The sequence below is a fragment of the Bacillus atrophaeus genome, from assembly GCF_039519175.1.
GTDB classification, from domain to species: domain Bacteria; phylum Bacillota; class Bacilli; order Bacillales; family Bacillaceae; genus Bacillus; species Bacillus atrophaeus.
On sequence record NZ_CP154443.1, the window covers coordinates 3,059,486 to 3,081,051 of the forward strand.

The window sequence follows — 21,566 nt, forward strand, 5'->3', positions numbered from 1 at the left end:
GTGTTAAACGTGAGTTCAGAATTTGTAATTTCCATGGCGGAAAAAGCCGTGTATGTAACGCTGCTGATCAGCGGACCTCTGCTTGCGATCGCTTTATTGGTCGGTTTGGTCGTCAGTATCTTTCAAGCAACAACACAAATCCAGGAGCAGACTCTTGCGTTCATTCCGAAAATTGTGGCGGTTCTCTTAGGACTGATCTTTTTCGGTCCGTGGATGCTGTCGACCATTCTTTCGTTTACAACAGAGCTGTTTTCTAATTTAAACCGATTTGCAGGGTAATGGATCCATGAATTCAATAATTGATTTATTTCCCGCTTTTTTATTGGTTTTTATTCGGATTTCCGCTTTCTTTGTGACGATTCCGCTCTTCGGCCATCGAAATGTGCCTGCTGTGCATCGGATCGGGTTTGCTTTTTTTCTCGCTGTGATTTGCTTCAGCACGCTCGATCAAGCACCTTCAATCGAAATAGACGAACATTACATGCTTCTTGCGGTTAAAGAGACTGTAGTCGGACTTAGTCTTGGTTTGATTGCCTTTATAATGATCGCCGCTGTTCAGATTGCCGGCTCATTTATTGATTTTCAGATGGGATTTGCAATTGCAAACGTTATTGATCCTCAAACGGGCGCACAGAGTCCGTTAATCGGACAATTTATATATACAATGGCGCTTTTGTTCATGCTGAGTGTCAATGCCCATCATCTGCTGCTAGACGGCATTTATTACAGCTTTCAATATATTTCCATAGACCAGGCGTTCCCTGCCTTTGGAAATGAAGAGTTTGCTTATTTCATAGCAAAAAGCTTCAATGCTATGTTTATTATCGCCTTTCAAATGTCGGCGCCGGTCGTTGCCAGTCTTTTTTTGGTTGATCTTGCTTTAGGTATTGTGGCCCGGACGGTTCCTCAGCTGAATGTGTTTGTTGTGGGGCTGCCTTTAAAAATCGCCGTCAGTTTCATCATGCTGATTGTTTGTATGTCCGTTATCTTCGGTGTCATTCAAAACATCTTCAGCCTGACAATAGAAACGATGCGGAATCTATTAGCATTGGTCGGTGTTTCATAATGAAGCTAAGATTGGACCTGCAATTTTTTGCCGGAGAAAAGACGGAGAAAGCAACACCGAAAAAAAGACAGGACACGAGAAAGAAAGGCCAGGTTGCCAAAAGTGCCGATGTAAATACCGCGGTTTCACTGCTGGTGGTATTTCTTTCTTTCATTGCTATCGGACCGTACATGCGAGACAGGCTGCTGTCATTCCTTGAAACGTTTTATACAGAATCGCTGACGATGAAACTCTCGATGTCGAATGTCCACACGCTGTTTATTGATTTATTAAAGGATACAGGTATCATTCTCGCTCCTATCATGCTTGTCGCGCTTATAGCAGGCGTCATAAGCAATTACATGCAGGTTGGAATCTTATTTTCTGCAGAAGTGATCAAGCCTGATCTGAAAAAACTAAGCCCTTTAAAAGGGTTTAAACGAATATACAGCATGAGAGCGATTGTAGAACTGCTGAAGTCTATTTTAAAAATTGCGGTTGTAGGTTTTGCCGCCTTTCTTGTGCTTTGGACGCACTACGGAGAAATCCTCCGTCTGCCGCTCTTGACGCCGGAAGAGGTCCTCTCCTTTGTTTCTAAACTAACTCTGTGGATGGGGCTGAGCGGCGCCGGGGCTTTAATGGTTCTGGCCGGGCTCGACTATTTATATCAAAAATTTGATTATGAGAAAAACATCCGAATGTCAAAACAGGATATAAAAGACGAGTATAAGAAATCAGAGGGAGATCCGATTATTAAATCAAAGATTAAGCAAAGGCAGCGTGAAATGGCAATGAGGCGCATGATGCAGGAAGTGCCGAAAGCTGATGTCATTATTACAAACCCGACCCACTATGCGATCGCATTAAAATATGACGAGCACAAGATGGATGCCCCATATATCATTGCAAAAGGCGTTGACCATCTTGCATTAAAAATAAAACAGATTGCAAAAGAGCATGATGTGATGACGGTGGAAAACAGACCGCTTGCCCGTGCGTTATATGATCAGGTTGAGATTGATCAGGCAGTGCCGGAAGAGTTTTTTAAAGTCATTGCAGAAATTTTAGCTTATGTCTATAAAACGAAACAAAAAGTACATTGAATTTTCAGATTCAGAAGGAGAGAAAAAACAGCATGTCAACAAGAGATTTATCCGTTTTAATTAGTGTTGTCCTCATTGTGGCAATGCTGGTCATCCCATTTCCTCCATGGTTGTTAAGTATTTTGATCATTATTAATATCTCTCTTGCTTTGATCGTGCTTCTCACCACAATGAATATGCAAGAACCGCTGCAATTTTCAATTTTCCCGTCATTGCTGCTGCTATTGACGCTATTTCGGCTCGGGCTGAATGTATCGACAACCCGTTCGATTCTGTCAAAGGGCGAAGGGGGAAAAGTCGTTGAGACATTCGGCAATTTCGTTGTCGGCGGAAATGTTTTAGTCGGACTTGTTGTATTTATTATTTTGATTATCATTCAGTTTATCGTGATTACAAAAGGTGCAGAGCGTGTTTCCGAAGTGGCTGCAAGATTTACCCTTGACGCGATGCCCGGAAAGCAGATGAGTATTGACGCTGATCTGAACGCGGGCATGGTCACGGAGCAGGAAGCGAAACACCGTCGTGAAAAGGTAGCCAGAGAGGCTGACTTTTACGGAGCGATGGACGGAGCAAGCAAATTCGTAAAAGGGGACGCAATTGCCGGAATTATCATCGTGATGATTAATATTATTTTCGGCATTATCATCGGAATGCTTCAGCAAGGCATGAGCATTCAAGAGTCGGCCTCCCACTTTACGATGCTGACGGTAGGCGACGGGATCGTTTCGCAAATTCCGGCGCTTTTAATCTCAACGGCCACGGGAATCGTGGTGACGCGGGCAGCTTCGGAAGGAAATCTCGGACATGACATTACAGGCCAGCTTTTCGCATACCCGAAGCTTCTCTATGTCACGGCGGTAACGATTTTATTACTTGGTTTATTTACACCAATCGGGATTCTGCTTACAGGCCCTCTTGCTGGCATGCTGGCTTTTGGAGCCTATTCGCTTTCTAAGGCCGGAAAGCAAAAAGAAGAAGTGGATGAAGTTCTTGAGGAAGAAGCAGAAGTGGATGAGCTGAAGAGCCCTGAAAGCGTTGTACATCTGCTGCATATCGATCCAATAGAATTTGAGTTCGGATATGGTCTTATCCCGCTTGCGGATGCTAATCAGGGCGGCGATCTTTTAGACCGCATCGTGATGATCAGACGGCAGCTCGCAATTGAACTGGGCCTTGTGATTCCCGTAGTTCGCATTCGGGATAATATTGCACTGCAGCCGAATGAGTACCGCTTAAAAATTAAAGGGAATGAAGTGGCAAAAGGTGAGCTTTTGCTTGATCACTATTTAGCAATGTCCCCGTCATCTGAAGATGATCTGATTGAAGGAATAGAAACGATAGAGCCTTCATTCGGGCTCCCAGCCAAATGGATCGGGGAAGCCGCAAAAGACGAAGCGGATATGCTCGGCTATACGGTTGTTGATCCGGCTTCGGTCGTCTCCACCCATATTACGGAAAAGATAAAACAATATGCACACGAACTGATCGGAAGGCAGGAGACGAAACAGCTGATCGACCACTTGAAGGAAACGTATCCTGTTCTTGTGGACGAAGTGACGCCTAATCCCTTGTCTGTCGGTGAAATCCAAAAGGTTCTCTCTAAGCTTTTAAAAGAAAAAGTGTCCATCAGGAATTTAGTTACGATATTTGAAACGCTTGCGGATTACGGAAAACTAACCACAGACTCTGACCTTTTGACAGAATATACGAGACAGGCGCTGGCTAAACAAATTACAGCACAATTTGCTAAAGAAGATGAGACGTTAAAGGTGATTACTTGTTCAGGCCGGGTAGAAAAAGCAATTGCTGATGGTGTGCAGCAGACAGAGCACGGCAATTATTTGTCGCTTGAGCCTGATGTGTCCGAAAGTATTGTGCGCTCTGTCGCCAAAGAGGCAGAACAACTGTCCATCAGGCAAGAGTCAGCGATCCTGCTGTGTTCACCGCCTGTCAGAATGTATGTGAAGCAGCTGCTTGAACGATATTTCCCGGAACTGCCTGTGCTCTCATATAACGAGCTTGAGGCAAATGTTGAAGTACAAAGCATTGGAGTGGTGGATATTTAATGAAAATAAAAAAATTTAAAGCCGCTTCAATGCAGGAAGCAGCGATTCAAATAAAAAAAGAGCTGGGCAAAGATGCAGTGATATTAAATTCAAAGCAAATCCAAAAGCGGAAATGGTTTGGACTTTCAAAAAAATCAGCTGTTGAGGTTATAGCTGTAATGGACCAGGATTTTTCGGAGCAGCGAAAACCTGATCCGAAAATTGATACTGTGCCGAAAAAGTCTCTTGAAGCGTCCTCCAGTGCTCCGCGTGTTCAAGAGCAGGAACAGCGGGTACATGAGACAGTTCAGGTCGTTCTCAATGAAATGTCTGATTATCAGTCAATGCTGCCTGAACCGCTTCGAAAGGCCGAACAGCTTCTGCAGGATGCGGGAATCAAAGATTCCATTAAAACCAGTGTGATGAGCCGCTTACTTCATGACTCAATTTCAGCAGGCGATCTGACTGAAGAGAACGTGGTTCGTAAATTACAGGATGTTTTATGCGAGGCGCTTCCGCCGAAAGATAGGTGGCAGGAAGCGATCTCTTCCCAATATATCGTGTTATTTGGCTCTACAGGCGCCGGAAAGACGACAACGCTGGCAAAGCTCGCAGCGTCTTCTATGCTGGACAAACATAAAAAAATCGCATTTATCACAACAGACACATACCGGATAGCGGCAGTAGAGCAGCTGAAAACTTATGCGGAGCTGCTGCAGGCGCCTATGGAAGTCTGTTATACAAAAGAAGAGTTTTTGCAGGCGAAAGAAACATTCTCTGAATATGATCATGTATTTATTGATACGGCCGGCAGAAATTTTAAAGAACAACAATACATTGAAGAGTTAAAAGAAACGATTCCATTTGAAAACAGCATACAGTCATTTCTTGTATTGTCGGCAACTTCTAAGTACGAAGACATGAAAGACATCGTCAAACGATTTTCAAGCGTGCCGGTCAATCAATTCATTTTTACGAAGGCTGATGAGACAGCTTCATTAGGCTCTGTATTTCATATTTTGGCAGAATCCAAAATCGGAGCAGGGTTTATCACAAACGGCCAAAATGTGCCGGAGGATATACAATCAGTTTCTCCTCAGGATTTTGTAAGGATGCTTATGAAATGACCAGACCGGATCAAGCCGAAACATTAAGAAAAAAAATGGAGTCACGAATGAGAAATGTGCCCGTACTTTATCCGGGAAAAGCGAAAACGCTGGCTGTAATGAGCGGCAAAGGCGGCGTCGGAAAATCGAATATCACTTTGAATCTGGCCCTCGCGCTACAGGAAAAAGGCAAAAAGGTGCTGCTGATTGATCTGGATATCGGGATGGGCAATATTGATGTGTTAATCGGTACTTCATCTTCCCGAACGATTATTGACGTATTAACAGATCGAAAACCTTTAACCCATTCGTTATCCGCGGGGCCAATGGGTCTTCGGTATATATCTGGAGGGACCGGCCTTGATGCGATGTTTGAGCTGGATCAGGAGAGATGGTCATTTTTTATGAATGAGCTTGCCGGTTCCTTAACTGAGTTTGATTACGTACTGTTCGATATGGGAGCGGGATTATCAAAAGACCAGCTGCCGTTTATCTTGGCGGCAGATGATATTTTGATCGTTACCACTCCTGAACCCACTGCCATTATGGATGCATACAGCGCAGTTAAACACTTGGTGCAGACAGGAAACAAACTGTCAATGAAGGTCGCGGTTAATCGTTCCCGTGATCAAAAGGATGGGCTGTACACGTTTTCCCGCCTTTCTCATACGGTTAAAACATTTTTGGATGAAGCTGTTCAATTTGCCGGCACCATTCCGGACGATCCGTTAGTGAGTAAGGCTGTTATTGAACAGGTGCCTTTTATGATAAAAAGTCCTCAATCAAGAGTAAGCAGGTCTGTCCGGCTCTTGGCGGATGTCCTGTTTCAAATAGAAGAAAACCAACCGGCAGAAGAGAAACAGACATTTATTGAGAAATTATCTTCTTTTTTAATGAGGAGGACATAATGTGATTCGTGTTCTTGTAGTTGATGATTCAGCATTTATGAGAAAACTTATAAGCGATTTTCTAACCGCCGAAAGTCAGATAGAAGTAATCGGAACAGCGAGAAACGGAGAAGAGGCGCTGCAAAAAATTAATGCGCTTCAGCCAGACGTTGTGACGCTTGATATTGAGATGCCTGTAATGAATGGAACAGATACGCTGCAAAAAATTCTCGATACCTATCAATTGCCGGTCATTATGGTATCTAGCCAAACGCAGCAAGGAAAAGAAGTTACAATTGACTGTTTGGAGATGGGGGCGTTTGATTTTATCACAAAGCCCTCCGGCTCTATTTCTCTGGATTTATATAAAATAAAAGAACAATTGGTGGAAAGAGTAATTGCAGCAGGGCTCTCAACGGAACAAAAGACTGAAGCTGCACCAATTACTCCCCCTCCGCCAAGGCGCGCCGCCAAAATTGAGTTAGTAAAACCGATATCTGCCGCCGCAAAGCACATTGTTTGTCTCGGCACGTCAACGGGCGGCCCCCGGGCATTGCAGAAGGTAATTCCGAAACTGCCGAAGGAACTGAAAGCGCCGGTTCTCATAGTCCAGCATATGCCTGAAGGATTTACGGCATCTTTAGCCGACAGATTAAATCATTTGTCAGATATACAAGTAAAAGAAGCAAAAGATGGCGAAATGGCGTCAGAAGGCTGTGTTTACATTGCGCCGGGCGGTAAAAACATGTCGGTTGTAAAAACGGGCGCCGGACTTCAGATTAGTCTTGACAGCAAAGTGACGCCAAGCCGCCATAAACCGTCAGTCGATTATTTGTTTCAATCTGTTAGCCGGCTTTCTGACTATGCAAAGGTTGCGGTGATTATGACCGGCATGGGAAGCGACGGCACAGAAGGCATCAAAGAAATTCTTTCGGCGGGAAATGTGAAAACAATAGCTGAATCTGAAGAATCCTGTGTTGTATTTGGAATGCCGAAATCGGCAATTAAAGCAGGCCTCATACATGAAACCAAGCATGTAGAAGATATCGCAGCAGCCATCACAAGCAGTGTGAAAAAAGAGAGGGTGTGAGTCAATTGGATATGAATCAATATTTAGATGTCTTTATTGATGAAAGTAAAGAACATTTACAAACATGTAATGAAAAGCTTCTGCTTTTAGAAAAAGACCCGTCAGACCTTCAGATTGTTCATGATATTTTCAGAGCTGCCCATACGTTAAAAGGAATGAGCGCAACGATGGGTTACACGGATCTGGCCCATCTAACCCATCAGCTTGAAAATGTGTTGGATGCTATTCGGAATGGAGATATAGCAATCACTTCAAGCAGGCTTGACGTAATGTTTGAAGCGCTGGACCATCTTGAAGCGATGGTTCAGTCCATTATAGACGGCGGAGACGGGAAACGGGATATTACTGAAGTGAGCGCAAGGCTTGATGTAAACGGCGCTCACGCCGAAACAGCGGCTGCTGCAGAAATAGCTGAGACGGAGAGTTCAAAAGAAGACTGGGAATACGATGAGTTTGAGCGGACGGTTATAGAAGAAGCTGAGGAACAGGGATTTGAGCGATACGAAATAACCGTTTCTCTTAACGAAAATTGTATGTTAAAAGCAGTCAGAGTGTATATGATTTTTGAAAAACTTAATGAAATAGGCGAAGTCGCTAAAACAATGCCGAGTGCGGAAGTGCTTGAAACAGAGGACTTCGGATCTTCGTTTCAGGTTTGCCTGTTAACCAAGCAGTCGGCCGAAGACGTTGAGCAAATCATCAACGGCATTTCAGAAGTTGAGAATGTGGAAATCAAACACGGGACTCCGTTAAAAACGGTTGAAAAACAGCCTGAACCAAAGGCTGACATTCAACCAGCCCTCCCTGAAAAGAAGCAGCAGGAAAAACAAAAACAGCCCGTGAAAAACGAAGAACAGGCGAAACATCATTCAGGAGGATCAAAAACGATCCGGGTCAATATTGACAGGCTGGACTCTTTGATGAATCTATTTGAAGAGCTTGTGATCGACCGTGGCCGACTTGAGCAGATTGCCAAGGAGCTTGAGCATAACGAATTGACCGAAACGGTAGAACGAATGACAAGAATATCCGGAGACTTACAATCCATTATTCTTAACATGAGAATGGTTCCGGTAGAAACTGTATTTAACCGTTTCCCGAGAATGATTCGTCAGCTTCAAAAAGAACTGAACAAAAAAATTGAGCTGTCAATAATCGGAGCGGAAACCGAATTAGACCGAACTGTTATTGATGAAATCGGCGATCCGCTCGTTCACTTGATCAGAAACAGTATTGACCATGGTGTTGAATCACCAGAAGTTCGTTTGAAAAAAGGAAAACCTGAATCCGGCAAAGTCGTTCTTAAAGCGTATCACAGCGGTAATCACGTCTTTATTGAAGTGGAGGATGACGGGGCCGGTCTGAACCGCAAAAAAATTCTTGAAAAGGCGCTCGAGCGCAACGTAATAACAGATCGGGAAGCTGAGAGTCTCGAAGACAACGAGATTTATGAATTAATATTTGCGCCCGGCTTCTCTACCGCCGATCAAATCTCTGATATTTCAGGCCGCGGCGTCGGGCTGGATGTAGTCAAGAATAAACTGGAATCTCTCGGCGGATCAGTCAGTGTAAGATCTGTTGAAGGCGAAGGTTCGCTCTTCAGTATTCAGCTTCCGCTGACTTTGTCGATTATCTCAGTTCTTCTTATTAAACTGGAAGAAGAAACGTTTGCCATACCGATTTCTTCTATTATTGAAACGGCTGTTATTGATAAAAACGATATTTTGCAGACGCATGATCGCGAAGTCATTGATTTCAGAGGACACATTGTGCCTGTCGTCTATTTAAAAGAAGAGTTTAAGATAAACGATACCAAGCAAGATGCACAACAGCTTCATATCATTATTGTCAAAAAAGGCGACAAGCCTACTGCGTTTGTCGTAGACTCCTTTATCGGCCAGCAGGAGGTCGTCCTGAAATCACTCGGAGACTACTTAACGAACGTCTTTGCGATTTCCGGGGCCACCATTTTAGGAGACGGACAGGTAGCGCTGATTATTGATTGTAACGCACTGATTATTTAACGATACGAGGAGGTGTCTCACGTGACTGCAGAAATTAAAACAGGCGAAAAAATGATTGTGTTTATGGTGAACGGCAAGGAATACGCCATTTCCGTCACTCAAGTGAAGTCAATTGAAAAGTGGCAAAAGCCAACGAGAGTCCCCGGCGTGGAGCCTTACATTTGCGGAGTTATCAATTTGCGAGGTGTCGTCACACCGGTGCTGGATTTAAGGATGCGGCTGAACTTGCCCGAGCATACGATTACTGACGAAACGCGCATTATTATCATTGCTTATCGTGACATTGAGGTCGGCTGGATTGTCGATGAAGCGAATGACGTCATTACTGTGCATGAAAATGAGATTGAATCTGCGCCTGAAAGTCTTCAAAAAGACGCTGATGTATGGATCAAACAGATCGTGAAGCAAGAGAACAGACTGTTGAATATCATTGATGCAAATGCGGTTTTAGATAAAGAAACGCCCCAGTCTGCCGTGCCCGATCAACCTTATTCTTAAAGGGGTTATGACATGAGTATTTTTAACGGAATCAAAGAAGAGCAGATGGACATTTTGCGGGAAGTCGGAAATATTGGTGCAGGTCACTCAGCTTCTGCAATGGCACAGCTGTTAAACAGAAAGATTGATATGGAAGTGCCATTTGCGAAACTGTTGTCATTTGATGAGCTCGCTGATTTTTTTGGCGGGGCCGATATGCCCGTTGCCAGTATCTTTTTAAGAATGGAAGGCGACCTGACCGGCTCAATGTTCTTTATTATGCCTTTTCACCAGGCTGAACAGTTTATCAGAGAGCTGATCGGGAATCCAGAATTTGATATTGACAACCTGAGTGAGGATGATTTGAGTTCATCCGCTTTGCATGAGCTGGGCAATATTTTAGCAGGATCATATTTAACAGCGCTGGCTGACTTGACCAAGCTTGAACTTTATCCGAGCGTGCCTGAAGTCTCGCTCGATATGTTCGGTGCAGTCATAAGTGAAGGGCTGATGGAGTTCAGCCAAATTGGAGAGCAGGCGATCGTCGTCGATACTTCTATTTTTGACCAAAGCCATCAGCAGGAGCTTAAAGCTCATATGTTTTTGCTTCCGGATTATGATTCATTTGAAAAGCTCTTTGTTTCCTTGGGTGCATCGCGATGAGCACTAGAGAAGCCGTTATTGTAAAGGTGGGGATTGCCGACGTTCAGATTGTTCGTTTTCCGGATAAAATCCGAACGTCTGGCCTCGGATCGTGTGTCGGTCTGGTTCTTTATGATAAAGAAGCACAAACGGCCGGTCTGGTTCATGTCATGCTGCCGGATTCATCTTTATCAAAAACAGCGGAGCTCAACCGGGCAAAATATGCCGATACAGCGGTGAAGGCTACGATTGATATGCTGGTGGAAGCGGGCTGCCGAAAATTCGCCTTAAAAGCAAAGCTTGCCGGCGGCTCGGAAATGTTTAAATTTAAAATGACGAATGATTTGATGAAAATCGGACCGAGAAATGTGTCAGCGATAAAAAAACAGCTGTCCTTATATAAAATACCGGTCATCAGTGAAGATACGGGCGGCTCCAGCGGCCGGACGATAGAGTTTGAACCGAAGTCCTGTGAGCTGCACATTCGAACTGTTAAACAAGGTGAAAAAACGATTTAATAAGGTATTAGGGGGATAAAGATGCAATCCTTAAACTATGAAGATCAGGTGCTTTGGTCGCGCTGGAAAGAGTGGAAAGATCCAAAAGCCGGTGATGATTTAATGCGCCGCTACATGCCGCTTGTTACATATCATGTAGGCAGAATTTCTGTCGGGCTGCCTAAATCGGTGCATAAAGACGATCTTATGAGCCTTGGTATGCTTGGTTTATATGATGCCCTTGAAAAATTTGATCCCAGCAGGGACTTGAAATTTGATACCTACGCCTCGTTTAGGATTCGCGGTGCGATTATTGACGGGCTTCGGAAAGAAGACTGGCTGCCCAGAACATCACGGGAAAAAACGAAGAAGGTAGAAGCTGCGATTGAAAAGCTTGAACAGCGTTATCTTCGAAATGTATCGCCTGCAGAAATTGCAGAGGAGCTTGGAATGACAGAACAGGATGTTGTATCAACGATGAACGAAGGCTTTTTTGCCAATCTGCTGTCAATTGATGAAAAGCTCCATGATCAGGACGACGGGGAAAATATCCAGGTGATGATCAGAGATGACAAAAATGTGCCCCCGGAAGAAAAAATCATGAAAGACGAACTGATTGCCCAGCTCGCCGAGAAAATTCATGAACTTTCTGAGAAGGAGCAGCTTGTGGTCAGTTTATTTTATAAGGAAGAATTGACCTTGACGGAAATCGGACAAGTACTGAGTCTGTCAACATCACGAATTTCACAAATTCATTCAAAGGCTCTTTTTAAATTAAAACATCTGCTTGATAAAGTAATTCAATAAGGAATTTCATGGTTAGCGAGTGAAAAACATGTCAACACTATTATGGCTTTTAAGCTTTATGCTTCACGGCGTTCTCCTGTATGCCGTCATTATTCTGTATACGAAGCTGGCAGCTCTCAAAGAAACGGAGAGGCAGCAAAAGAAAATTCTTGAAGAGACCGAGAACACCCTGGTTGCATTTCTGCTTGAACTAAAAGAAGAAAATGAGAAATTGATAGAACATCCTGTAGACCTCAACGCCGGCAAAGACCGAGCGGGGCAGGAAAAAAAGACTCCGCAGTCATCCGGCGAAAAAGCGGAGACGGCGCCTGAGCCGGAGGAAACGCCGATTCCCGCACATATTCAAGGTCTCATCAGTGAAGTGGAACAGGCGGAAGACAGCATGAACAGCGGAGGACGATCATTTGAAGATCAAGTGATTGAATTATACGATCAAGGCTTTTCAGCCGGAGAAATTGCGAGGAAATTAAAGAGCGGAAAGACAGAAATTGAGCTGTTTTTAAAATTTCGCGCTAAAGCTGTAAAGGATTCTTGATTGTCGCCTAAAGCTGTGTTATATTATTTTGTGGTGTTAAATACACACGCTTAACGATTTATGCAGAGGGTGCTGCACGGCAGTTCTGCACAAAAATGACCTAAGCGGAGGAAAAAAACCATTATATTAGGAGGAAATAACATGTCAGTCATTTCTATGAAGCAATTGCTTGAAGCTGGTGTTCACTTCGGTCACCAAACACGCCGCTGGAACCCAAAAATGAAGCGTTATATCTTTACGGAGCGTAACGGAATCTACATCATCGATCTTCAAAAAACGGTGAAAAAAGTAGAGGAAGCTTATAACTTCACGAAAAATCTTGCAGCAGACGGAGGAAAAATCCTTTTTGTCGGCACGAAAAAACAAGCTCAAGATTCTGTTAAAGAAGAAGCAGGCCGTTCTGGCATGTACTATGTCAACCAACGCTGGTTGGGCGGTACACTAACAAACTTCGAAACAATCCAAAAACGTATTAAACGTCTTAAAGACATCGAAAAAATGCAAGAAAACGGTACGTTTGAAGTACTTCCTAAAAAAGAAGTTGTTCAATTGAAAAAAGAATTAGAACGTCTTGAAAAATTCCTAGGCGGAATTAAAGACATGAAGGGTCTTCCTGATGCATTGTTCATCATCGATCCTCGCAAAGAGCGTATCGCTGTTGCGGAAGCTCGCAAATTGAACATCCCTATCATCGGAATCGTTGATACAAACTGTGATCCTGATGAGATTGATGTTGTAATCCCTGCAAACGATGACGCAATCCGCGCTGTAAAACTCCTTACTTCAAAAATGGCAGATGCGATTTTAGAAGCTAAGCAAGGTGAAGAAGAAGCGGAAGAAGCTGCACCGGAAACAGAAACTACAACTGCGTAACCTATTCAAAAAGGTGATAAGAGGGACTGCCTTTTATCACCTTTTTTTCAAGAAAACTGTATCTATACATATCTTGTTAACATATAAGGAGGAAATATAAATGGCTATTACTGCACAGCAAGTAAAAGAATTGCGTCAAAAAACAGGCGCAGGCATGATGGATTGTAAAAAAGCATTAACTGAAACTGATGGTGATATGGACAAAGCAATCGACCTTCTTAGAGAAAAAGGAATTGCAAAAGCAGCGAAAAAAGCTGACCGTATCGCAGCTGAAGGTTCAACTCTTATTAAAACTGACGGCAACAAAGCTGTTATTTTAGAAGTAAACTCTGAAACAGATTTCGTTGCGAAAAACGAAGGTTTCAAAGAGCTTCTTGACACATTGGCTGACCACCTTCTTGCTAACGCTCCTGAAAGCGTTGAAGAAGCACTTGGACAAAAAATGGACAATGGCTCTACTGTAGAAGAGTACATTACAACTGCAGTTGCTAAAATCGGTGAAAAAATCACGCTTCGCCGTTTCACAGTGCTTACAAAAGACGACAGTGCTGCATTTGGTGCTTACCTGCACATGGGCGGCCGCATCGGTGTGTTAACGGTTCTTACCGGCACTACTGAAGAAGAAATTGCAAGAGATATCGCAATGCACGTTGCTGCGGTAAATCCTCGTTACATTTCTCGCGACCAAGTGTCTGAAGAAGAAACAAATCACGAGCGTCAAATTTTGACTCAGCAAGCTCTTCAAGAAGGTAAACCAGAAAATATCGTAGCAAAAATGGTTGAAGGCCGTTTGAACAAATTCTTCGAAGAAATCTGCCTTTTAGATCAGCCGTTTGTTAAAAACCCTGACGAAAGAGTAAAACAGGTTATCGCTGCTAAAAACGCAACTGTTCAAACTTACGTCCGCTATGAAGTTGGAGAAGGCATTGAAAAACGCCAAGAAAACTTTGCTGAAGAAGTTATGAACCAAGTGAAAAAATAATGGTGAAAAGCTTCTGCGAGTCATTCGCGGCTTTTCAGGCAGTATAGGGGACACAACTTGTGTTCCCTATTTTTAAAACAATATTTACAAACCTTTTTTTCTCTTGCATAATAGTAAACGGCAATGTTTACACTTGGAGGTTATCATGGAAAAACCAAAATACAATCGTATCGTACTAAAGCTTAGCGGAGAAGCATTGGCGGGAGAACAGGGAAACGGAATTAATCCGACTGTCATTCAATCCATAGCGAAGCAAGTGAAAGAAATCGCTGAGCTTGAAGTCGAAGTAGCAGTTGTCGTAGGCGGAGGCAACTTATGGCGCGGCAAAACAGGCAGTGATTTAGGTATGGACCGCGCAACTGCGGACTATATGGGAATGCTTGCAACTGTTATGAACTCACTTGCGCTTCAAGACAGCTTAGAAACTCTCGGAATCCAATCCAGAGTGCAGACATCTATTGAAATGCGGCAAGTTGCAGAACCGTATATTAGAAGAAAAGCCATTCGCCATTTGGAGAAAAAACGTGTCGTTATTTTTGCTGCGGGTACTGGAAATCCGTATTTCTCTACAGATACGACAGCCGCACTGCGGGCCGCTGAAATTGAAGCGGATGTTATTTTAATGGCTAAAAATAATGTAGACGGTGTGTATAATGCTGATCCTAGGAAAGATGAGTCTGCTGTGAAGTATGAATCACTCTCTTATCTTGACGTCTTAAAAGACGGACTGGAAGTCATGGATTCCACAGCTTCTTCTTTATGTATGGATAATGACATTCCGCTTATCGTCTTTTCTATTATGGAAGAAGGAAATATAAAGCGTGCCGTCACAGGCGAATCTATCGGAACGATCGTGAGGGGGAAATAACGTGTCAAACGAAGTATTAACAGAAACAAAAGAGCGGATGGAAAAGGCAGTTGCCGCTTACCAGCGTGAATTGGCGACTGTTCGTGCGGGCCGCGCAAATCCATCTTTATTAGACAAAGTAACAGTTGAATATTACGGAGCACAGACACCTTTAAACCAGCTGTCTTCTATTAATGTACCGGAAGCGCGTATGCTTGTTATCACACCATACGACAAGACGGCGATCGGTGATATCGAGAAAGCCATTCTTAAAGCGGATTTAGGCGTAACGCCGACAAGCGACGGGAATATTATCCGAATCGCCATCCCTGCGTTAACAGAAGAAAGACGTAAAGAATTGGTCAAGCTCGTCAAAAAATATGCTGAAGAAGCTAAGGTCGCTGTCCGAAACGTTCGCCGAGATGCAAATGATGATCTGAAAAAGCTTGAGAAAAATGGTGACATTACTGAGGATGAATTGCGGACTTCTAATGAAGATGTTCAAAAATTGACAGATGAATATGTGTCAAAAATTGACAGTGTCACAAAAGACAAAGAAAAAGAAATCATGGAAGTTTAATGAAAAACTATGTACAATAGATAATAGTGAAAAGACCCTCTCATGTTTACAGGGGGTTTTTTTGTTAATACTGTTGATTATCATTGGTCATCAGCAGGAATGCAACCTTTTTGGGTGACGGAGGAATCTCATGCTCAACATACTCAAAAATTGGAAGAATCAGCAAACAGCTGCTTCCAACTTAGAACGGTATACAAAAGAAGACATACTGAAGGGAGAAATCCCCGCGCATATTGCCATTATTATGGACGGAAACGGCCGTTGGGCTAAAAAGCGCGCACTTCCCCGGATTGCCGGCCACCACGAAGGGATGAAAGTGGTTAAAAGAACGACGAAGCTTGCAAATGAGCTGGGTGTTAAAGTACTGTCTTTATATGCTTTTTCAACGGAAAACTGGAAACGTCCCAAGCCGGAAGTCGATTTCTTAATGAAGCTCCCGGAAGAATTTTTGAATACGTATCTTCCAGAGCTTGTAGAAGAGAATGTGCGGGTCCAAATTATAGGCGATCAGTCTACTCTGCCTGACCACACGTTTCGGGCAATGGAGAAGGCTGTGCGGGATACTGAGCAGAATGACGGGCTCATCCTTAATTTTGCGCTGAATTACGGCGGCCGTACAGAAATAGTGTGTGCAGCAAAATCACTCGCAGAAAAAGTGAAGGACGGGTCTTTGAATGTTGAAGACATTGATGAATCTCTTTTTTCGGACTATTTAATGACTGAATCTTTACAGGATCCTGAACTTTTGATTCGAACAAGCGGAGAAATCAGACTGAGTAACTTTATGCTTTGGCAGGTAGCTTACAGTGAATTTGTCTTTACGGACGTTCTTTGGCCTGATTTTAAAGAAAATGATTTCTTAAAAGCGTTAGGAGAATTTCAGCAGCGCGGCCGGAGGTTTGGCGGAATTTAGAGGATGGTGGAAATGAAACAAAGAATCTTGACAGGTGTTCTGGCAGCCGTTTTATTTTTGGCTTTTGTTATTTACGGAGAACTGCCGTTCGCCATATTAGTTTATGCGATGGGCAGTGTGGCGCTGTTTGAGCTTTTACGGATGAAAAAGCTCAAGCTTTTTTCACTTCCCGGATTGATCAGTCTGATCTTATTATGGCTGTTATTATTGCCAAGCCGGTATCATTTATTTGAAGACATCGGCATCTCGAAAATGGAGACGGCGCTTTTTGCGGTGCTGCTTTTGCTGATCTACACAGTGCTGGTGAAAAACAATTTTACCTTTGATGACGCAGGATTTATCACACTTGCGACAATCTATATCGGAATGTGCTTTTATTATTTTATAGAAATCAGAAATATTGACCAAGGCGGACTCAGGTATATTTTTTATGCTTGCGTTGTCATTTGGTCAACGGATTCAGGCGCGTACTTTGTCGGAAAATCGCTAGGGAAGCGGAAGCTGTGGCCGGAAATCAGTCCGAATAAAACAGTTGAAGGTTTTGTCGGCGGCATCGTGATCGCCCTTATAGGCGCGACGATCTTTCAATTTTTCGCTGAAGTTCCGATACCTTATATTTCACTGCTTTTCATTACGCTGTTTTTGTCTGTATTCGGCCAGATGGGGGATTTAGTAGAATCTGCACTGAAAAGACATTACGATGTGAAAGATTCGGGGAAGATTCTGCCTGGGCATGGCGGTATTTTAGACCGTTTTGACAGCTTTTTGTTTGTCATGCCGTTCTTGTACTTCCTGCTTGCCCTTTTTTCATAAAAAAGGCTAATATGAAGATGCAGAATGATCTGATAGCAAAAAGGATAGGAGTGGCATTTTGAAGAATATTTGTCTTTTAGGAGCAACAGGATCGATTGGGGAACAGACGATTGATGTATTGCGGGCGCACCCAGACCAATTTCAGCTTGTGTCTATGACATTCGGCCGCAATGCGGAAAAGGCTGTCCCTATGATAGAAGCCTTTAAACCGAAATTTGTCGCAGTCGGTGATCAGGATACATATAACAAATTAAAACAAGTCTCTTTCTCTTATAATGTTCATATCGGCATCGGTGAAGAAGGCCTGATTGAAGCGGCGGTAATGGAAGAAGTCGATATCGTCGTGAATGCGCTGCTTGGCAGCGTAGGCTTAATTCCCACTTTAAAGGCGATTGAACAGAAAAAAACAATTGCGCTTGCAAATAAGGAAACTCTTGTCACGGCCGGGCATATAGTAAAAGAACACGCTAAAATCTACGGTGTCCCTCTATTGCCTGTTGACAGTGAGCATTCAGCAATTTTCCAAGCGTTGCAGGGAGAACAAAGTAAAAACATAGAACGCCTTATTATCACAGCTTCTGGGGGGAGTTTCAGAGACCGCACCCGAAAAGAGCTGGAATCGGTTACGATAGAGGATGCATTAAAGCACCCGAATTGGTCAATGGGTGCAAAAATCACCATTGATTCGGCTACAATGATGAATAAGGGGCTAGAGGTGATCGAAGCACATTGGCTTTTCGATATTCCGTATGAACAGATTGATGTCGTGTTACATAAGGAAAGCATTATCCATTCAATGGTAGAATTTCACGACAGAAGCGTGATCGCGCAGCTTGGCACTCCGGATATGAGAGTTCCGATTCAATACGCGCTCACCTATCCGGACCGGCTGCCGCTGCCGGAAGCAAAAAGGCTTGAGCTATGGGAAATAGGCAGCCTCCATTTTGAAAAAGCGGATTTCGAAAGGTTCCGCTGCTTACAATTTGCTTTTGATTCAGGTAAAATAGGGGGAACGATGCCTACGGTGCTAAACGCAGCGAACGAAACGGCAGTCGCCGCTTTTTTAGCCGGAGAGATTTCGTTTCTGTCTATTGAAGACCGCATTGAAAGGGCATTAAGCCGACATCAAGTCATTCATCAGCCAAGCTTGTCGGACATTCAAGAAGTGGACAAAGATACACGGGGATACGTCAATTCAATACTCACATAAGGTGGTATGTTCGTGAATACAGTAATAGCGTTTATTATTATTTTCGGAACGCTCGTTTTCTTCCATGAACTGGGCCATTTATTGCTTGCCCAAAGAGCGGGAATCCTCTGCCGTGAATTTGCGATCGGCTTTGGTCCTAAAATTTTTTCTTTTAAGAAAAATGAAACGGTGTATACAATCAGGCTGCTTCCGGTCGGCGGGTTTGTCCGCATGGCCGGTGAAGATCCTGAGATGATTGAAGTTAAGCCGGGGTACACGGTCGGCCTTCTTTTTAATAAAGAGGACCAGGTTGAGAAGGTTATTATCAATCAGAAAGAAAAATACCCTGACGCTTTGGTCATCGAAGTGGAAACCGCTGACTTAGAACATGACATGAAAATCACCGGTTACGAACAGGGGAAAGAAGAGGAACTGTCAAGCTTCACTGTCAGCCAAACCTCTTTCTTTATCGTAGACGGAGAAGAGGTGCAGATTGCGCCATATAACCGTCAGTTCGGTTCAAAACCCGTATGGCAGCGGATCAAGGCCATTGCCGCGGGTCCGATCATGAACTTTATATTGGCCTATGTCATCCTTGTTATGCTCGGTCTGATGCAAGGAGTGCCGTCAAATGAGCCGGTTCTCGGAAAACTGACTGACGATGGACGGGCTGCTGTCTCCGGATTAAAAGAAGGAGACTATATTCAAAGCATTAACGGAGAAAAAATGCGTTCTTGGACTGATATCGTCTCGGCCGTTAAAAAAAATCCGGATAAAGAAATGGACGTCGCTGTAAAGCGGGATAACAAAACGCTCCATATTTCTGTTACACCGGAAGCTGTAAAAGATGAGAACAAAAAAACGGTCGGCCGTTTTGGCTCATATTCACCGACGGAAAAAGGGGTGCTTGCCTCTATCGTGTACGGTGCTACATCAACTGTCGATGTTACAAAAGCGATTTTAACCAATCTGGGTAAATTAGTGACTGGCCAATTTAAAATTGATATGCTTGCTGGCCCGGTTGGCATTTATGATATGACAGATCAAGTGGCAAAAACCGGTTTAATTAATTTATTTCGATTTGCCGCATTTTTAAGCATTAACCTTGGTATTGTCAATTTGCTTCCGATTCCTGCGCTTGACGGGGGAAGACTGTTGTTCCTGTTTGTCGAAGCCGTTCGCGGGAAACCGATTAATCGTGATAAAGAGGCATTTGTTGTATTTATCGGGGTTGCTTTTCTAATGCTTCTCATGCTTGTTGTGACATGGAATGATATCCAGCGATTATTTTTATAAATTGAATAGTAAATGAATCAGAGGTGCGAAGAAATGAGACAAAGTTTGACGCTTATTCCTACCCTCCGCGAAGTTCCAGCTGATGCCGACGCGAAAAGTCATCAGCTTCTTCTGAGAGCGGGATTTATCAGACAGAATACAAGCGGGGTATACAGCTATATGCCTCTTGCGTATAAAGTCATTAAAAATATTCAAACCATAGTGCGTGAAGAATTGGAAAAAATCAATGCCGTCGAAATGCTGATGCCTGCGCTTCAGCAGGCTGAGACATGGCAGGAATCAGGCAGGTGGTACACTTACGGGCCTGAACTGATGAGGCTGAAAGACCGCCATGGCCGTGAATTTGCTTTGGGGGCTACGCATGAAGAAGTGGTCACGTCACTTGTTCGTGATGAGGTTAAATCATATAAGCGCCTGCCTTTGACTCTTTATCAAATTCAATCTAAATTCAGAGATGAAAAACGTCCTCGTTTTGGCTTATTAAGGGGCCGTGAATTTATTATGAAGGATGCTTATTCATTTCATGCTTCCGAGGAAAGTTTGGATGAAACATACCAAAACATGTACGGCGCATACACAAATATTTTTGCACGCTGTGAATTGAATGTCAGACCCGTTATTGCTGATTCAGGCGCAATGGGCGGAAAAGACACGCATGAATTCATGGCGCTTTCCGAAATAGGGGAGGATACCATCGCATATTCAGATGAATCGACTTATGCGGCGAATATTGAAATGGCTGAAGTCATCAACAGGGACGCTTCCTCTTCAGAAGAGCCTAAAGCTTTAGAAAAGGTTCACACACCTGATGTGAAAACGATCGAGGAGCTTTCTGGGTTTTTGGATATTTCCCCTGAGGCTTGCATTAAATCTGTGTTATGTAAAGCGGATGACCGCTTTGTCCTTGTATTGGTAAGAGGAGATCATGAGGTTAATGATATAAAAGTTAAAAATCTTCTTCAAGCAGAAGTTGTCGAGCTTGCATCACGTGAAGATGTCGTGCAGCAGCTCGGGACTGAACCTGGCTTCGTCGGACCTGTTGAGGTCAGCAAAGAAGTTGAGGTTTATGCTGATTTAGCTGTAAAAGCAATGGTAAACGCTGTTGCCGGAGCAAATGAACAAGATTATCATTATAATAATGTTAATGTTGGCCGGGACGCTGCGATTAAGGAATACGCTGACCTTCGCTTTATTCAAGAAGGCGACCCGTCACCGGACGGCAAAGGAACAATCCGTTTTGCAGAAGGAATTGAAGTCGGACAAGTCTTTAAGCTTGGAACCCGTTATTCTGAAGCAATGAATGCGACATATCTTGATGAAAATGGGCGCTCCCAGCCGATGCTCATGGGCTGCTACGGAATTGGCATTTCCAGAACGCTTTCCGCGATTGCCGAGCAGCATCATGATGAAAAAGGGCTGATCTGGCCGAAAAGCGTCGCACCATACGATCTTCACATTTTGGCGCTGAATATGAAAAATGATGCCCAGAAGGAACTGGCTGAAAAGCTGTATGAAACATTCAAGACGGAAGGTTATGATGTCTTGTTTGATGACCGCGCTGAGCGTGCGGGCGTTAAATTCGCTGATTCCGATCTGATTGGCCTTCCAATCAGAATTACAGTCGGCAAGCGGGCTGATGAAGGAATCGTTGAAGTGAAAATCCGTAAAACAGGTGAATCTTCAGAAGTATCAATTGAGGAATTATCTGACTTTATCAATAAGCAATAAACGTACTGATTTTAAGAAAAAACATGTTAAAATAGATAGAAAAGAAGGTACCTCATTGACAGAGGTACCTTCACTTATGAAGTTTTC

General features: G+C 43.5%; 22 protein-coding genes. All 22 read left to right on the forward strand.

Annotated features, from left to right (window positions below):
• The first annotated feature begins 9 nt into the window (after nucleotides 1–9).
• The 22 genes from fliQ to proS all read left to right on the forward strand — a co-directional run bounded on the left by fliQ (nucleotide 10) and on the right by proS (nucleotide 21,479).
• Nucleotides 10–279 (forward strand): flagellar biosynthesis protein FliQ, encoded by a 270-nt coding sequence (gene fliQ, locus AAHT65_RS15610; RefSeq protein ID WP_003328930.1) that lies wholly within the window; start codon nucleotides 10–12, stop codon nucleotides 277–279.
• Nucleotides 280–286: 7 nt separating this feature from the next.
• The gene (fliR, locus tag AAHT65_RS15615) at nucleotides 287–1,066 is read left to right on the forward strand and encodes a flagellar biosynthetic protein FliR (protein ID WP_003328929.1); all 780 of its coding nucleotides are present in this window, start codon (nucleotides 287–289) and stop codon (nucleotides 1,064–1,066) included.
• On the forward strand, nucleotides 1,066–2,148 hold the full coding sequence (flhB, locus tag AAHT65_RS15620; RefSeq protein ID WP_003328928.1) for a flagellar biosynthesis protein FlhB: 1,083 nt from the start codon (nucleotides 1,066–1,068) through the stop codon (nucleotides 2,146–2,148). Before fliR ends, flhB begins: the two co-directional genes overlap by 1 nt.
• A 32-nt stretch (nucleotides 2,149–2,180) precedes the next feature.
• Nucleotides 2,181–4,214: a flagellar biosynthesis protein FlhA gene (gene flhA / locus AAHT65_RS15625; protein ID WP_151290832.1), complete on the forward strand. Its 2,034-nt coding sequence runs from the start codon at nucleotides 2,181–2,183 to the stop codon at nucleotides 4,212–4,214.
• Nucleotides 4,214–5,320: a flagellar biosynthesis protein FlhF gene (gene flhF / locus AAHT65_RS15630; RefSeq protein WP_343310473.1), complete on the forward strand. Its 1,107-nt coding sequence runs from the start codon at nucleotides 4,214–4,216 to the stop codon at nucleotides 5,318–5,320. Before flhA ends, flhF begins: the two co-directional genes overlap by 1 nt.
• On the forward strand, nucleotides 5,317–6,207 hold the full coding sequence (locus tag AAHT65_RS15635) for a MinD/ParA family protein (RefSeq protein WP_268496007.1): 891 nt from the start codon (nucleotides 5,317–5,319) through the stop codon (nucleotides 6,205–6,207). Before flhF ends, AAHT65_RS15635 begins: the two co-directional genes overlap by 4 nt.
• A gap of 1 nt (nucleotide 6,208) precedes the next feature.
• Nucleotides 6,209–7,276 carry a chemotaxis response regulator protein-glutamate methylesterase gene (locus AAHT65_RS15640; RefSeq protein WP_343310474.1) on the forward strand — a complete coding sequence of 356 codons (1,068 nt, stop codon included), beginning with the start codon at nucleotides 6,209–6,211 and terminating at the stop codon, nucleotides 7,274–7,276.
• 5 nt (nucleotides 7,277–7,281) lie between these two features.
• The gene (gene cheA, locus AAHT65_RS15645; protein ID WP_343310475.1) at nucleotides 7,282–9,300 is read left to right on the forward strand and encodes a chemotaxis protein CheA; all 2,019 of its coding nucleotides are present in this window, start codon (nucleotides 7,282–7,284) and stop codon (nucleotides 9,298–9,300) included.
• A 21-nt stretch (nucleotides 9,301–9,321) separates the two neighbouring features.
• Nucleotides 9,322–9,798, forward strand: coding sequence for a chemotaxis protein CheW (gene cheW / locus AAHT65_RS15650; RefSeq protein ID WP_010788621.1), 477 nt, complete (start codon nucleotides 9,322–9,324; stop codon nucleotides 9,796–9,798).
• 12 nt (nucleotides 9,799–9,810) lie between these two features.
• A complete protein-coding gene (gene cheC / locus AAHT65_RS15655) occupies nucleotides 9,811–10,440 on the forward strand; it encodes a CheY-P phosphatase CheC (RefSeq protein ID WP_003328920.1) in 630 nt (209 codons plus the stop codon).
• Nucleotides 10,437–10,937 (forward strand): chemoreceptor glutamine deamidase CheD, encoded by a 501-nt coding sequence (gene cheD / locus AAHT65_RS15660; RefSeq protein WP_003328919.1) that lies wholly within the window; start codon nucleotides 10,437–10,439, stop codon nucleotides 10,935–10,937. The genes cheC and cheD overlap by 4 nt, the downstream gene beginning before the upstream one ends.
• 21 nt (nucleotides 10,938–10,958) lie before the next feature.
• Nucleotides 10,959–11,723, forward strand: coding sequence for an RNA polymerase sigma-28 factor SigD (sigD, locus tag AAHT65_RS15665; protein WP_003328918.1), 765 nt, complete (start codon nucleotides 10,959–10,961; stop codon nucleotides 11,721–11,723).
• Between the two features lie 28 nt (nucleotides 11,724–11,751).
• Nucleotides 11,752–12,258, forward strand: a complete 507-nt coding sequence (locus AAHT65_RS15670) for a DUF6115 domain-containing protein (protein ID WP_343310476.1) — start codon at nucleotides 11,752–11,754, stop codon at nucleotides 12,256–12,258.
• A 141-nt stretch (nucleotides 12,259–12,399) separates the two neighbouring features.
• On the forward strand, nucleotides 12,400–13,131 hold the full coding sequence (gene rpsB, locus AAHT65_RS15675; protein ID WP_003328914.1) for a 30S ribosomal protein S2: 732 nt from the start codon (nucleotides 12,400–12,402) through the stop codon (nucleotides 13,129–13,131).
• A gap of 100 nt (nucleotides 13,132–13,231) precedes the next feature.
• Nucleotides 13,232–14,113, forward strand: a complete 882-nt coding sequence (gene tsf, locus AAHT65_RS15680; protein WP_003328913.1) for a translation elongation factor Ts — start codon at nucleotides 13,232–13,234, stop codon at nucleotides 14,111–14,113.
• Nucleotides 14,114–14,258: 145 nt separating this feature from the next.
• Nucleotides 14,259–14,981: a UMP kinase gene (gene pyrH, locus AAHT65_RS15685; protein ID WP_003328912.1), complete on the forward strand. Its 723-nt coding sequence runs from the start codon at nucleotides 14,259–14,261 to the stop codon at nucleotides 14,979–14,981.
• 1 nt (nucleotide 14,982) lies between these two features.
• Entirely contained in the window at nucleotides 14,983–15,540 is a 558-nt protein-coding gene (gene frr, locus AAHT65_RS15690; RefSeq protein WP_003328911.1) for a ribosome recycling factor, read from the forward strand.
• Between the two features lie 130 nt (nucleotides 15,541–15,670).
• Nucleotides 15,671–16,453, forward strand: coding sequence for an isoprenyl transferase (locus AAHT65_RS15695; protein WP_088117168.1), 783 nt, complete (start codon nucleotides 15,671–15,673; stop codon nucleotides 16,451–16,453).
• Between the two features lie 3 nt (nucleotides 16,454–16,456).
• Entirely contained in the window at nucleotides 16,457–17,266 is an 810-nt protein-coding gene (gene cdsA, locus AAHT65_RS15700; protein WP_343310477.1) for a phosphatidate cytidylyltransferase, read from the forward strand.
• Between the two features lie 58 nt (nucleotides 17,267–17,324).
• A complete protein-coding gene (dxr, locus tag AAHT65_RS15705) occupies nucleotides 17,325–18,476 on the forward strand; it encodes a 1-deoxy-D-xylulose-5-phosphate reductoisomerase (RefSeq protein WP_106271547.1) in 1,152 nt (383 codons plus the stop codon).
• A gap of 6 nt (nucleotides 18,477–18,482) precedes the next feature.
• The gene (gene rseP / locus AAHT65_RS15710; protein WP_106271545.1) at nucleotides 18,483–19,751 is read left to right on the forward strand and encodes an RIP metalloprotease RseP; all 1,269 of its coding nucleotides are present in this window, start codon (nucleotides 18,483–18,485) and stop codon (nucleotides 19,749–19,751) included.
• 33 nt (nucleotides 19,752–19,784) lie between these two features.
• Nucleotides 19,785–21,479: a proline--tRNA ligase gene (gene proS, locus AAHT65_RS15715; protein WP_315916911.1), complete on the forward strand. Its 1,695-nt coding sequence runs from the start codon at nucleotides 19,785–19,787 to the stop codon at nucleotides 21,477–21,479.
• Nucleotides 21,480–21,566 lie beyond the last annotated feature (87 nt).

Coding starts and splice junctions, on each gene's coding strand:
- fliR (WP_003328929.1), top strand. CDS start 287: ATGAATTCAATAATTGATTTATTTCCCGCTTTTTTATTGGTTTTTATT.
- flhB (WP_003328928.1), top strand. CDS start 1,066: ATGAAGCTAAGATTGGACCTGCAATTTTTTGCCGGAGAAAAGACGGAG.
- flhA (WP_151290832.1), top strand. CDS start 2,181: ATGTCAACAAGAGATTTATCCGTTTTAATTAGTGTTGTCCTCATTGTG.
- flhF (WP_343310473.1), top strand. CDS start 4,214: ATGAAAATAAAAAAATTTAAAGCCGCTTCAATGCAGGAAGCAGCGATT.
- AAHT65_RS15635 (WP_268496007.1), top strand. CDS start 5,317: ATGACCAGACCGGATCAAGCCGAAACATTAAGAAAAAAAATGGAGTCA.
- cheC (WP_003328920.1), top strand. CDS start 9,811: ATGAGTATTTTTAACGGAATCAAAGAAGAGCAGATGGACATTTTGCGG.
- cheD (WP_003328919.1), top strand. CDS start 10,437: ATGAGCACTAGAGAAGCCGTTATTGTAAAGGTGGGGATTGCCGACGTT.
- sigD (WP_003328918.1), top strand. CDS start 10,959: ATGCAATCCTTAAACTATGAAGATCAGGTGCTTTGGTCGCGCTGGAAA.
- AAHT65_RS15670 (WP_343310476.1), top strand. CDS start 11,752: ATGTCAACACTATTATGGCTTTTAAGCTTTATGCTTCACGGCGTTCTC.
- rpsB (WP_003328914.1), top strand. CDS start 12,400: ATGTCAGTCATTTCTATGAAGCAATTGCTTGAAGCTGGTGTTCACTTC.
- tsf (WP_003328913.1), top strand. CDS start 13,232: ATGGCTATTACTGCACAGCAAGTAAAAGAATTGCGTCAAAAAACAGGC.
- pyrH (WP_003328912.1), top strand. CDS start 14,259: ATGGAAAAACCAAAATACAATCGTATCGTACTAAAGCTTAGCGGAGAA.
- AAHT65_RS15695 (WP_088117168.1), top strand. CDS start 15,671: ATGCTCAACATACTCAAAAATTGGAAGAATCAGCAAACAGCTGCTTCC.
- cdsA (WP_343310477.1), top strand. CDS start 16,457: ATGGTGGAAATGAAACAAAGAATCTTGACAGGTGTTCTGGCAGCCGTT.
- rseP (WP_106271545.1), top strand. CDS start 18,483: ATGTTCGTGAATACAGTAATAGCGTTTATTATTATTTTCGGAACGCTC.
- proS (WP_315916911.1), top strand. CDS start 19,785: ATGAGACAAAGTTTGACGCTTATTCCTACCCTCCGCGAAGTTCCAGCT.